Origin of the sequence: Marinobacter litoralis, from assembly GCF_016427555.1 — a bacterium.
GTDB lineage: Bacteria > Pseudomonadota > Gammaproteobacteria > Pseudomonadales > Oleiphilaceae > Marinobacter > Marinobacter litoralis_A.
Window position 1 is genome coordinate 137,912 of record NZ_JAELVS010000005.1, and the last position, 13,622, is coordinate 151,533.

General features: G+C 55.9%; 9 protein-coding genes. 4 read left to right on the forward strand and 5 right to left on the reverse strand.

The window, feature by feature from the left end; translation table 11 throughout:
* Positions 1–51: 51 nt before the first annotated feature.
* A complete protein-coding gene (locus JAO79_RS13630; RefSeq protein ID WP_199007804.1) occupies positions 52–1,677 on the forward strand; it encodes a methyl-accepting chemotaxis protein in 1,626 nt (541 codons plus the stop codon).
* Between the two features lie 8 nt (positions 1,678–1,685).
* Here the strand turns inward: JAO79_RS13630 and JAO79_RS13635 are convergent, their stop codons facing one another.
* Both JAO79_RS13635 and JAO79_RS13640 read right to left on the reverse strand, forming a co-directional pair.
* Complete coding sequence (locus JAO79_RS13635) at positions 1,686–4,763, reverse strand: efflux RND transporter permease subunit (protein WP_199007886.1); 3,078 nt, start codon at positions 4,761–4,763, stop codon at positions 1,686–1,688.
* Positions 4,764–4,768: 5 nt separating this feature from the next.
* Entirely contained in the window at positions 4,769–5,851 is a 1,083-nt protein-coding gene (locus JAO79_RS13640) for an efflux RND transporter periplasmic adaptor subunit (RefSeq protein ID WP_199007805.1), read from the reverse strand.
* A 331-nt stretch (positions 5,852–6,182) separates the two neighbouring features.
* On the opposite strand from JAO79_RS13640, the gene ilvG reads away from it, so the two are divergent.
* The 3 genes from ilvG (at position 6,183) to ilvD (ending at position 10,081) form a co-directional block, all read left to right on the forward strand.
* A complete protein-coding gene (gene ilvG, locus JAO79_RS13645) occupies positions 6,183–7,883 on the forward strand; it encodes an acetolactate synthase 2 catalytic subunit (RefSeq protein WP_199007806.1) in 1,701 nt (566 codons plus the stop codon).
* Positions 7,880–8,158, forward strand: coding sequence for an ACT domain-containing protein (locus JAO79_RS13650; RefSeq protein ID WP_199007807.1), 279 nt, complete (start codon positions 7,880–7,882; stop codon positions 8,156–8,158). The genes ilvG and JAO79_RS13650 overlap by 4 nt, the downstream gene beginning before the upstream one ends.
* A 246-nt stretch (positions 8,159–8,404) precedes the next feature.
* Positions 8,405–10,081: a dihydroxy-acid dehydratase gene (ilvD, locus tag JAO79_RS13655; protein WP_199007808.1), complete on the forward strand. Its 1,677-nt coding sequence runs from the start codon at positions 8,405–8,407 to the stop codon at positions 10,079–10,081.
* Positions 10,082–10,130: 49 nt separating this feature from the next.
* Here the strand turns inward: ilvD and JAO79_RS13660 are convergent, their stop codons facing one another.
* The 3 genes from JAO79_RS13660 to JAO79_RS13670 all read right to left on the reverse strand — a co-directional run bounded on the left by JAO79_RS13660 (position 10,131) and on the right by JAO79_RS13670 (position 13,619).
* On the reverse strand, positions 10,131–11,309 hold the full coding sequence (locus JAO79_RS13660; protein WP_199007809.1) for a thiolase family protein: 1,179 nt from the start codon (positions 11,307–11,309) through the stop codon (positions 10,131–10,133).
* 376 nt (positions 11,310–11,685) lie between these two features.
* On the reverse strand, positions 11,686–12,834 hold the full coding sequence (locus JAO79_RS13665; protein ID WP_199007810.1) for an acyl-CoA dehydrogenase family protein: 1,149 nt from the start codon (positions 12,832–12,834) through the stop codon (positions 11,686–11,688).
* 23 nt (positions 12,835–12,857) lie between these two features.
* Entirely contained in the window at positions 12,858–13,619 is a 762-nt protein-coding gene (locus JAO79_RS13670; RefSeq protein ID WP_199007811.1) for an SDR family NAD(P)-dependent oxidoreductase, read from the reverse strand.
* Positions 13,620–13,622 lie beyond the last annotated feature (3 nt).

Genomic DNA, 13,622 nt, shown 5'->3' on the forward strand with positions numbered 1-13,622 from the left:
GTACGACCGAATCATACCGTTCAACCCCCACATGAAACAGGATTACCTCCAATGCAGTGGTACACCAAAAGTATCCTGAACCGCATTCTCACCGTCGTTTCGCTGGCCAACCTGCTGATTGCAGCCATGGCGGCCATGTATTTCAACAGTTCTTTGAAAGTCCAAGCGCATTACGATCATCTGGTTAGCGCTCAAATGGTTCAGGCCATACAGGCTCAGGACATCCTGAGCGATTTCAAAACACAGGTTCAGGAATGGAAGAACGTATTGATTCGGGGAACGGATCCGGCGCAGCGTGAAAAGTACTGGAATAGGTTTCAGAGTACGGAAGCAAACATTCAGCACCAGCTTGATCAATTGATCCCGACGCTGACGGATGCCAAAGCAAAAGCGCTGATGCGCCGATTCCAAGCGTCTCATGAAACCATGGGACGCGCCTATCGCGAAGGCTTCATGCGATTTGAAGCCGCAAATTTCGACCACACCGCAGGCGATCAGGCAGTGGCCGGCATCGACCGGGAGCCGAGCCGGATGATTGAGGGCGCGGTCACGCAAATCCGGGATGTTGCCGTTTCACGCTCGGCTGAGTTGCGCCAAGATGCCAGGTCCGACACATGGTTTATGGGCAGTCTGTTGCTTGGCGCTATCATTCTGGGCACCCTCGCCTGCTTGATTGCATTGATTCGCTCGGTGATACGCCCTACTCGGGAGCTCGTTGGCAAGCTATCCAAAATTGGCGCAGGCGATCTGTCCGACCCGGTTACCCTTGAGCGTCGGGACGAACTGGGCAAACTGGCAGATACGGCGCGGGTTCTGCATCGTTTCCTGACCGATACCGGCGAACTGATGAAGCAGAATGCCACACAATTGGCTGATACCGGCGCAATGATCCGCACCAGTGCCGATGCCGTTTCGAACCAGTCAGATCAAGCACACCAGCGTATCGACCAGATCGCCACCGCCATGAACGAAATGTCTGCGACGGCGCAGGACGTCGCTCGCCACGCGGCCTCTGTGGCCGGTCAGGTTGATGAAACCACCAATCAGACCCGTCATGCCGACGATCAGATCAACATTGCCGTCAGCAGCATGAATCGCCTGACAGACCAAATCCAAAGCTCTACCGAAACCGTAGCGCAACTGGCGAAAAGCGGTGAGCAGGTAGGCAATGTTATGCAGGTTATTCGCGAGATTGCAGACCAAACCAACCTGTTGGCATTGAATGCCGCGATTGAGGCGGCACGAGCCGGAGAGGCGGGAAGAGGTTTTGCCGTTGTGGCTGACGAAGTGCGCAATTTGGCAGCAAAAACACAGGCGTCTACGGTGGAAATTGACGGCATTATCGCCAATATTCAGTCTGGATCTAAAGATGCCACAGAGTATATGGAGGCCTCCGGGATTGTCGCCAGAGAGAGCAGCGACTCCGTGGATGCCGTCAGGCAAACGCTGGCAGTTATCAATCAGCGCATGCTCAGCGTAAATGACGCGACCACTCAGGTTGCGACAGCTGCTGAAGAGCAAACCAGCGTCAGTGAGGATATCAATCGAAACGTTACGGAAGTGGCCGAGATTTCCGAAAAAATGTCCAAAGCGGCAGAAGACAACCTGCGGGCTGTTCCGGAACTCGAGGCAATGGCCGGCAAAGCCCAGGCCATTGCCCAGCGCTTACAACACTGAGTCCGGCTTTAGCCGGAGCGGCCGGTCAGCAGCCGAAAACGCTGACCGGCGTTCTCCCCCAGCACCAGCAAAGCTGGGGTCAGCAGTAAGGTAAGCAAGGTGGCAAACGCCAAGCCACCGGCGATTGCGCTGGATAACTGAGTCCACCACTGAGTGGACGGCGCCCCCAATCCTAACGACGGCTCCAGCAAGTTCACGTTAACGCCCAGCACCATTGGCATCAGGCCAAGAATCGTGGTGGTGGCGGTCAAAAGCACCGGGCGGAAACGCAAACAGCCGGTTTCGAGTGCCGCCTCGAACGCTTCCATGCCTTCTCGCTTCATCTGATTGTAGGTATCGATCAGGATGATGTTGTTGTTCACCACAATACCTGCCAACGCAATAATACCCATGCCCACCATAACGATGCCGAACGCCTGACCGTTCAGCAGCAGGCCAAGGAGTACTCCCGCAGTCGAAAGCACAATGGCGGAAAGGATAAGCAACGTCTGGTACATGGAATTGAATTGAGTGAGCAGGATAAGCACCATCATGCCAATCGCCACCAAAAACGCGCTCATCAGGAAGCTAGAGGCTTGTTGCTGGTCTTCATTTTCGCCACCGAAGCGCAGCGTGACGCCTTCCGGTGGTTCCGGCATTTGTTCTTGCAAGGCCTTGAGCAGCTCGTCCATGCGCCGGCCCGGCGCCACATCAGATTTAATGGTGACGGTACGCTGACCATCCACACGCACGATACTGCCGGTTTTGTCACCCGGCTCCAAAGTCACGAATTCCGACAATGGTACCTGCCCCCGAGGCGTATTAATGGTCTGCCGCTGTAGGTGCTCAAGCTCACGCCAGTTATTCGGTACCCGCACCGCAATATCGACTTCATCCCGAACATCCTCGGGCCGATAAGTAGCCAGAACCATCCCGTTGGTCACCAAACGCACGGCGCTACCGATGCTCAGTACATCGGTCCCAAAACGAGCGGCAGCCTCGCGATTTACCTGCAGGCGCCATTCAATGCCCGGCAAACTGCGATCATCTTCAATATCGATAAAGCCGCCGATACGCTGCATGGTCTGTTCAATTTCATCCACGTAGGCATCAAGCTGCCCGGAATCCAGACTGCTGACCAACAGCTCAACAGGTTTCCCGTCTGCCGGGCCACCTTCCTGTTTTCGGAACTCCAGCTCTATACCGGGGATGCCTGCGGTTCGTGCACGGAAATCTTCCAATATTTCCGTGGCCGGCCGGCGCGTATGCCAATCGGTGAACTGGAACTGCAAAACACCGATAACATCCGGCGCCATATTGTTGCCGGTGGCCAGCATAGAGCGGGCGTAAAGAGCTTTTACTTCTGGCATGTTCTGCAAATGGCGCTCTACTTCACGAACAATGGCATCGCGCTCAAGGACCGAAAGATCGCCCCGGGCACGAACCTGAACCTGTGCCGAATCCGGCTCTACACTCGGAAAGAAATCGACACCATGATTGAAGCGGCCATAGGCGGCATAGATCAAAACGATAAGTACAAGGGCCCCGGTCAGGGTGAGTCCGGGGCGCCTTAGAATGCTCCCCAAGGTGTTGCGATAGGCTTTCATGATCCGCCCCTCGACCGCATCTTCATGAACGCGCCGGCCACCACTGACACCACCCATAACCGGTAGGAACACGAGCGCCATGGCCAGTGAGGCTATGAGACAGATCAGTACGGTCATCGGCAGGAACTTCATGAACTCGCCCACCACGCCCGGCCAAAACAGCAGGGGCACAAACACCGCCAAAGTGGTTGCCGTCGAAGCGATCACGGGCCATGCCATCCGCGATGCGGCATCAACCCAAGCGGTTTTGACCGGCTGGCCATCGGTCAAATTGCGATCTGCCAGTTCCGATACCACAATGGCGCCGTCTACCAACATTCCGGCCACCAGAATGAGACTGAACAACACCACGATGTTGAGCGTTAAGCCCATACTCCAGATCACCAGAATACCGGTCAGGAATGCCCCCGGAATGGTTAGCCCGACCAACAGGGCCGAGCGCGCGCCCATGGCTGCAATCACCACAATCAACACCAGCACAATCGCGGTCATTACATTGTTGAGCAAGTCAGAGAGGATATCCTGAACTTCTTCCGACTGATCCATGATGTAGCGAATTTCCAGTGCTTCGGGCAACTGGGGTTTCACCTGCTCAACCAGAGACCGCACCTTGTCGATGGTGGCGATAATGTTTGCGCCGGATCGTTTCGACACCTCCAGCACCAAAGCAGGTTCATTGTTGATGCGCGCAAATCCGGTCGGATCTTTAAACGTGCGCTGCAACATGGCGACATCACCGAAGGTAACAACGGTGTCGCCATCCACCTTGATGGGCATCGCCATCACATCTTCAATGGATTCAATAACACCGGGCACCTTCAAGGACATGCGCCCGTTACCGGTGTCCAGGGAACCGGCGGCCACCAACCGGTTGTTTCGGCTCACCATCGATGCGAGTTGGTTGAAATCGATGCCGTAGCTTTCAAGTACCTGCGGATCGACCACGATTTCCAGCAGGTCTTCCCGGTCGCCGCCAATATCCACTTCCAATACTTCCGGAACCGCCTCTATGGCATCCTGAAAACGCCGGGCGATCGTGATCAACTCACGCTCTGACAGGGGGCCCGAGAGACCAATAGAAAGTACCGGAAACAGCGAGATATTGATTTCATGCACCCGAGGCTCATCGGCTTCTTGAGGCAGCTTGCTACGCGCGGTATCGACCTTCTCCCGCACATCTTGCAGGGCTTTGTCAGCATCAAACCCGGCATCAAATTCCAACATAACGGACGCATGCCCTTCAGAGGCATTCCCCCGCATCTCCTTGATGCCTTCGAGCGAACGTAACTCCTGCTCCATGGGGCGGACAAGCAAACGCTCGGCATCTTCCGGGCTGATGCCATCCAGCGACATGGCAACGTAGATTATTGGAATGGCGATATCTGGGCTCGATTCCTTGGGAATCACTTGATAAGCAATCATTCCACCGATCAGGAGAAACACGAATGCCAGCAAAGTGGTCCGGCTTCTGTCCATGGCAGCTGCGATAAGGGTTCTCACAATCATCAGCCCCGCTTGTCGGAACGATCAACCGGATTCACCACCTCACCGGCGACCACAAATCCGGCTCCGCGAGTGATCAGTAGTATTTCGTCGGGCAAGCCGGTTACCCAGGCTCCATCGGTGGAAATGCTGAGTAATTTGACCGTTTCGAACACCACCTGATTGCTCGAATCAACATACTTCACGCCGGGGCGCCCATCATCATTGAGGCTGAGATACGCGGGCGAAATGAACATGGCCTGTTGCTCAGGCAACCGCACATTGAGCGTTGCCGTGCCGCCCGCCGCGCGCTTACGCTCTGGATTTTCGACCACCACTTCTACCGCAAAGCTGCGAGTGGCGGTATCAGCAGCACTGGCGACAAAGCTGACCACGCCAGCCAGACGGGTGTCATCCAGTAATATGACCTCAACCGCCTGCCCGGGCTGAACGTCTTTCACCGTTTGTTGAGACACCTGGCCTGTGGCTTTCAGCCGATCAATCTGCACCAGTTCCAGCAAGGGCGTGCCTACTTTCACCAGCGTTCCGGGATCCACTTCGCGGCGGTTGACCACCCCATCAAACGGCGCCACAGGGTTCAGGTGCTGCAGAGTCAGCTGTGCCGCCGTCAGCTCCGCCCGCGCCGCCGCAAGCTCGCTCTCCAGACTCAATATTTCCTTCTCCGCCACCAGGTTTCGGGCTTTCAGCTTACGAGCCGCAGATAAATCGGCGTTCAGCTTACGTATGCGTGCCTGCCAGCTGGCTACGATAGAATCACGGCCATCGGTGGAGAGCTTCAACAGAGGATCACCTGCTTTTACCTGCTGCCCCAGGTTGGCCTGCAAGCGCTCAACCGTTCCCGCCGTGCGTGCACTTACCATGACCTTCTGCCAAGGTTCGATTTGCCCCTGTAATTTTATCGAGGGCTGGTAGAGCTCCGCTTTCAGGATTTCCACTTCGACCTGAGTAGGCTCTTTCTCCTGCTGTTCGGGCGTTTCCGGCGCATCGTTGCTCGCTACTTTGACCTCTCCGGTCGTCAACCAGAGGATCAAAGCCACAATTACCAGCAGCGATAGCCCCAAAGAACCCCACTTTGCTTTCGTCATACCACTCTCGCCGTTTTCATTGTTTTTGGTTGCCGTGAAAGTTGGATTTATGCCAACAATTTGCAATAAGTAGTTGCAACCGGTTTTAAACGTGCGGTAGATTCTACACATATTGTTCAACTCTATTCAGAGCAAACTGTCGATTTTATGAACTTCACTGCTGTAATCGTCCTAGTCAAGCTAATCCTGGTGGTCGTGGTACCGTCCGGGGGCTTTTGCGTGGACAAGCAGGTGAAATAGCGACAACCTGATACAGACACCAGAAACCCCCGGCACCGAAAGGTCCCGGGGGTTTCTTTTTATGCGGCAAAAGAAAAGGGAAATAACGACCATGAACGGCGCACAGCACATTCTTGACGCGTTTCACCGCCACAACATCCATACTGTTTTCGGCTATCCGGGCGGCTGCATTATGCCTCTCTACGATGCCCTGGTAGACGATGTTGGCGTGGAGCACGTGCTGTGCCGCCACGAACAGGCCTGCGCGTTGGCCGCCGACGGCTTTGCCCGCGCCAGCGGCGACATTGGCGTTTGCATTGCCACTTCGGGCCCGGGCGCAACCAACCTGATTACCGGTGTTGCCAACGCCTACATGGATTCCATTCCGATGCTGGTTATCAGTGGTCAGGTGCCCTCACCTCTGATCGGCACCGATGCGTTTCAGGAAACCGACATTCTGGGCATGACCTTAGGCATCGTGAAGCACAGCTATTTAGTGGACGATGCCAACGCGTTACCCGCCATTATGGAAGAAGCAATCACCCTGGCGCAGAGCAGCCGGCCGGGACCTGTGTGGGTTGATATTCCAAAGAACATTCTGCTTGCCGACGTTGCTGCTCCGATTGCCACCAAAGCAGAAACGCCAGAAAGCAATTGCCCGGATGTTGCCGAAGCGCTGGCAATGCTGCGATCGGCCAAGCGCCCATTGCTTTACAGTGGTGGCGGCGTCTCTCTGGCGCAGGCGGAAGACAGCTTCCGTCAATTTGTCCAAGCCACCGGCATGCCTTCCGTTGTTACCCTGAAGGGCATAGGCAACCCCGGCAAAGGCAACCCTTACAACCTGGGGATGCTGGGCATGCACGGATCTCGAGCGGCGAACAAAGCGGTTGAAGAGTGCGACCTGTTGTTCGTGATCGGCGCTCGCCTGGATGACCGAGCCACCGGCAAGCTGGATGGCTTCGCCCCCAATGCCCGAATGATCCACATTGATGCCGATGCCGCGGAAATCAATAAACTTCGGCCGGCTGATTTGGCGTTGCGAGGCGACCTGAATCAGATCCTCGACGCATTCACCAAGGCATTGAGTTCAGAACCTTTGTTGATCTCCGACTGGCAAAAGCAATGCAAAACCTGGCACACCACCGGCGGTTTTCAGGCTGCGGACAACGAAGAGTCTCTGGCACCGATTTCAGGCCCCGCGTTTGTTCGCCAGCTTTCAAAAATCGCACCCGACAACGCCGTGATTGCCTGCGACGTTGGTCAACACCAGATGTGGGTGGCCCAGCATTACGAGTTTGATCACCCACGCCACCATCTCACCAGCGGTGGTTTAGGCACCATGGGCTTTGGTTTACCGGCCGCCATCGGCGCACAGTTTGCCGACCGCAGCAGCACGGTTATCAATGTGACCGGTGACGGCTCGTTCATGATGAACGCGCAGGAGCTGGCCACCATTCGCCGTTACAACTTGCCTTTGAAGCTGATCATTTTGGATAACCAGTGTTTGGGTATGGTTCGCCAGCAGCAGGAACTGTTCTACAACAACCGGGAGAGTCACATTAATCTGGATGACAACCCGGATTTTGTAGCGATGGCTCGGGCTTTCGATATTCCGGCCCTGCACATTGAGCGCACGGATCAGATTCGCAGAGGCATTGAAGCCATTCTCGCCTATGACGGGCCGATGTTGTTGCACGTTGCCATCAGCCGCGAGGAGAACGTTTGGCCGATCGTGAAACCCGGTGGCAGCAATAAAGAGATGATTGATGAAACCCGGCGCACCAGCGCATCTACTAAGGAGCAGGTAGCATGAGTCCGCAAGCAGAGTGTTCTACACCCAGCTATAACTTGAATTGTCGTATGCAGTCGGAGGCGGCGGCGCTTGAGCGGTTGTGTCAGGTGGTTCGGGTGCGTGGGTTTCGGATTTCGGAGATGTCGATGAGTTCGGGGGGCGAGCATTTGGATATTGCGTTGACGCTGGAGGGTTCCCGGCCGATTGCGATGCTTCGGGCTCAGTTGGAGAAGTTGCATACGGTTGAGGAGGTTTTGGTTCAGCCGTTGAGTTCGGTTCGGTCGGCTTTGGGTTGAGTTTGGGCGTTTTCGGCTTCCTAGCCTTCTGGTTTTGGGGGCGGGTTTGCGGGGTGCGGAGTCATTTTCTTCTGGGAAAAATAACTCGCTTCGCTCAGACATCTTTTTCCCTGCCAGAAAATGACTCCGCACCCCGCTACCGGCTAACCTTTTGGGGATAGGCCGTGGTGGACGGTTGCACTTGCTTGCTATGTGGTGTTCTCTGGTAGTTACCGTTTTTGATTTCTAACTTATAAAGGTGGTTTCATGGCTACGGATAAACGACGTCGCTATTCTGCACCGGTGGTGGATGGCATTAATAAGTCTGCCAGCCGGGCTATGTTGCGGGCAGTGGGTTTCGAGGATGCCGATTTCCGGAAGCCCCAAGTCGGGATTGCTTCCACCTGGAGCAATCTGACGCCTTGTAATATGCACATTGACGGGCTGGCCCGGGAGGCTGCCAAGGGGGCGGATCAGGCCGGTGGTAAGAGTCTGATTTTTAATACCATCACGGTGTCAGACGGGATCGCCAACGGGACGGAGGGCATGAAGTATTCTCTGGTTTCCCGGGAGGTGATTGCAGATTCCATTGAGACGGTGGCCGGTTGTGAAGGCTTTGACGGGCTGGTGGCGATTGGCGGCTGTGACAAGAACATGCCCGGCTGTTTGATGGGGCTGGCGCGGTTGAACCGGCCATCAGTGTTTGTGTATGGCGGCACTATTCAGCCCGGAGAGAATCACACCGATATTATTTCCGTGTTTGAAGCCGTGGGCGCGCACGCTCAGGGCAAGATGGATTTGATTGAAGTGAAGCAGATCGAGGAAACGGCGATTCCCGGGGCCGGTTCCTGTGGGGGCATGTATACGGCAAATACCATGGCTTCTGCGATTGAGGCGATGGGGATGAGTTTGCCGGGCAGTTCGGCTCAGAATGCGGTGTCTAATAATAAACTGGCCGACTGCGAAGCCGCCGGTGAGGCGGTGCTGAAACTGCTGGATGCTGACATTAAACCGTCTGACATCATGACCCGCGAAGCCTTCGAAAATGCCATCACGGTGGTGATTACGCTGGGCGGCTCCACCAATGCGGTGCTGCACTTATTGGGTATGGCGAGCACGGTAGGTGTTGAGTTGTCGCTGGATGACTTTGTGCGGATTGGTAAAACCGTTCCTGTACTCGCAGATCTTCGCCCGTCCGGGCATTACATGATGTCTGAGCTGGTAGCGATTGGCGGTATTCAGCCGCTCATGAAGATGTTGCTGGATCGCGGCATGTTGCATGGCGACTGCATGACGGTAACGGGTAAAACACTGGCTGAAAATCTGGCCGATGTTACGCCCTACCCTGAAGATCAGCAGATTATCCGCGCTTTCGAAAATCCGGTTAAGGCCGACAGTCACCTGCGTATTCTCTACGGCAATCTGGCACCTGAAGGTTCGGTGGCGAAAATCACCGGCAAGGAAGGCACGCATTTCTCAGGTCGTGCTCGGGTGTTCCATTCTGAAGAAGAAGCGCAAGAACGCATTCTGGATGGCAGCGTTGTCGCCGGGGATGTACTGGTCATTCGGTACGAAGGCCCCAAGGGCGGCCCGGGCATGCGCGAGATGCTGAGCCCCACCTCGGCGATTATGGGCCGTGGTTTGGGCAGTGATGTGGCGTTGATTACCGATGGTCGTTTTTCCGGCGGAAGCCACGGTTTCGTCGTCGGGCACATCACTCCGGAAGCCGCAGTCGGTGGGCCGATCGCGTTGGTAGAAGAAGGCGACACCATCACCATTGATGCGGTGAACAACACCATTGTTCTGGAAATTTCGGAAGAAGAGATGGAAAAACGGCGCAAGGCCTGGAAGGCTCCGGAGCCTAGAGTAACTCGCGGAGTGTTGGCGAAATACGCCCGGACGGTGAGTTCAGCGTCCACCGGCGCGGTCACTGACCTGCCGTAACCCTGCTCGGCTAAATGGCCGGACGTGTCCTGCGTCCGGCCACTCTTTTTTAAATCAGCTCAACCGCCACCGCAGTTCCTTCGCCACCACCAATACACAGTGATGCCACACCCCGCTTGAGGCCACGCTGTTTCAGTGCGTTGATCAAGGTGATCAGAATGCGGGATCCGGACGACCCAATCGGGTGCCCCAGTGCACAAGCGCCACCATGAACGTTCACCTTTTCAGCCGGCAGATTCAGCTCGTTGATTGCGGCAAGCGTCACCACGGCAAAGGCTTCGTTAATTTCAAACAAATCAACATCGTCCACAGCCCAACCGGCTTTATCCAACACTTTTTCGATGGAACCAATCGGCGCCAAGGTAAACTCCGCGGGCAACCGAGCGTGGGTTGCGTGGGCAACAATTCGCGCTTGAGGTGTCAGGCCGCGTGCCTCGGCTTCAGCCGATGAAGCCAGCACCAACGCAGACGCACCGTCACTGATAGAACTGGAATTCGCTGCGGTTACCGAACCGTCTTTGGCAAATGCCGGCTTCAGGTGGGGAATCTTCTCGGGCTTGGCATTACCGGGCTGTTCATCCGTATCCACTTCGGTATCACCGCCGCGGCCAGAGACAGTCACCGGCGTAATCTCATCGCGGAACCAACCATTCTCGATCGCAGCCAGTGCTTTCTGCAGCGAGCCAATGGCAAACTCATCCATATCCTGACGGCTAATGTCGAACTTATCCGCCGTGCGCTGGGCGAATACGCCCATCAGGCCACCTTCATAGGCGTCTTCCAGACCATCCAGGAACATACTATCCATCACCTGACCATGCCCCATGCGCATACCGGCACGGGCTTTGGGCAACAGGTAAGGCGCCTGGCTCATGTTTTCCATGCCGCCAGCAATCATGATGTTGTTGGTGCCCGCTTTGATTTGGTCGTGAGCCATGATCACGGCCTGCATACCGGAACCGCACATTTTGTTGATGGTGGTGCAACCCGAGCTATCCGGAATGCCAGAAGCACGAGAAGCCTGGCGCGCAGGGGCCTGCCCCAACCCACCCGGCAGTACGCACCCCATGATCACTTCCTGAATATCGGCCGGCTGCAATCCGGACCGCTCAATGGCCGCCTTGATGGAGATAGCGCCCAGTTCAGGGGAACGCACTGAGCTCAAAGAGCCCATCATCCCGCCCATCGGTGTTCGGGCCGAGCCAGCTATTACGACATCGTTGTTCATGAGTGTTGCTCTCCTCAGTATTGGATAAAATATTGTTCGTCAGGCCCGATTTCCGCTCCCAGACTTCCTGTTGTGCGGGCGGGCTTGCGCGCTGGCCTTTTCATTTTTTTTGAAAAAGAACTCGCTTCGCTCAGACATCATTTTCTGGCAAAAAATGAAAAGACCACCCCGCGCCGACGGGCATTGACGGGTTCACCGGAAAACTTCCTATGCCTGTGCTGCCCGTCGGTAGGGGGGTGTGGGGTGCTTTTCTGGCAGGGAAAAAGATGTCTGAGCGAAGCGAGTTATTTTTCCCAGAAGAAAAACACCCCATACCCCGCGTACCCGCCCGCACACCCCAAAGGCTAGGAGCCCAAGCCCAACCTACAGAACGCCCTCAGCGCCCCAGTACCGAACGGGCAATGATTTCCTTCATCACCTCGGATGTGCCGCCATAAATACGCTGCACCCGAGCATCAATGAAGTTCCGCGAAATCGGGTATTCGGTGGTGTAACCGTAACCGCCGAACAGCTGCAAACAGCCGTCTGCCACACGGCACTGCATTTCCGTTGCGCTGTACTTGGCCATCGAAGCCGTAGGCGCATCCAGCTCGCCGGCTTCGTACTGGCGAATGCACTGATCCACGAAGGCCTTGTTGATGCGGTAGTCCGTTTCCATACGGGCTATTTCGAAACGGGTATTCTGAAGCTGGCTGAGCTTCTGACCGAACAACTCCCGCTCCTGAGTGTATTGGATGGTCATATCCAATGAGCCGCGAGCAGCAGCAACACCCAATGCACCAATGACCAGCCGCTCACGGGGCAATTCACGCATCAGATAAGCAAACCCCTGGCCTTCCTCACCCAGCAATGCCGAAGCGGGAATGCGCATATCAGAGAAAAACAGCTCGGAGGTATCGCCAGAATGTTGGCCGATTTTGTCGAGGTTTCGACCACAACTGAACCCGGGCAGCGACGTGTCTACCAGAAACAGGCTAATGCCCTTTGCGCCGGCATTGGGGTCGGTTTTAGCCGCCACGATCACCATGTCCGCATGCTGACCGTTCGTAATGAACGTCTTGGAGCCGTTCAGTACGTATTGGTCGCCGTCTTTAACCGCGCTGGTGCGGATGGCCTGCAAGTCGCTGCCTGCGCCGGGTTCGGTCATGGCGATGGCACCAACGGCTTCGCCAGAAACCATCTTGGGTAGCCACTGCTGCTTTTGCTCGTCGTTGCCGATGTGAGAAAGGTACGGCGCTACTATGTCGGAATGCACCATCACGTTGGTGGAAAGCGCACCAAAGCCCATACGAGCCAACTCTTCACCGACAACCACGGAATATTGGAAGGGTGCGCCGCAACCGCCACAGTCTTCGGGCACATCAACGCACAGCATGCCGGCTTCGCCCAACGTGTTCCAAAGCTTTCGCGGCACGATGCCATCCTTTTCCCAAGCTTCGTAATGCGGCGCAACTTCTGTTTCCAGCGCTTTGATTACAGAGTCCCGGAACAGGTTCAGCTCTTCTTGATCAACAAGGTTCGTCATACTTGTCACCTACGGTTGCTGTTTTAGCGGGGCGCCATGCGCAAAGCGCAGTCCAAACGCACGACTTCACCGTTCAGCAACGGGTTTCGTACCATTTGATCGACCATCATGCCGAACTCTTCGGGCTTACCCAGACGTTTCGGGAACGGCAGCGTTGCCGCCAGGCTGTCCTGAACTTCCTGCGGCATGCCCGCCAGCATGGGTGTCATAAACAGGCCCGGAGCAATGGTGTTCACGCGGACACCTTCTCGCGCCAATTCGCGAGCGGATTGCAGCGTCAACGCCACCACACCGCCTTTGGATGCGCTGTAAGCAGCCTGTCCGATCTGTCCTTCATATGCAGCAACCGACGCGGTATTGATGATCACCCCGCGCTCGCCGTCGGCGTTAGGCTCGCGCTGCGCCATATCGACTGCGGCCAACCGAAGAATGTTGAAAGTTCCTATCAGATTGATCTGGATAACCCGGTTAAAGTTTTGCAGCGGCATAACGCCTTCGCGACCCAGAATCTTTTCAGCTGGGCCAATACCGGCACAATTGATCGCAACACCGCATGGGCCGTGGGCTTCACGGGCCGCGCTGACAGCCGCTTCAGCACTATCCGCAGAGGAAACATCGCAGTACAGAAATAGGCCGCCAATCTCGGCAGCCACTTTTTCACCCAGATCTTTGTTCACATCCAGAATGGCCACTTTACAACCCGCCGCGGCGAGCGCGCGAGCCGCGCCTTCACCCAGACCAGATGCACCGCCAGTCACGATAGCCGGAACGTTTTGAAATTCCATAAC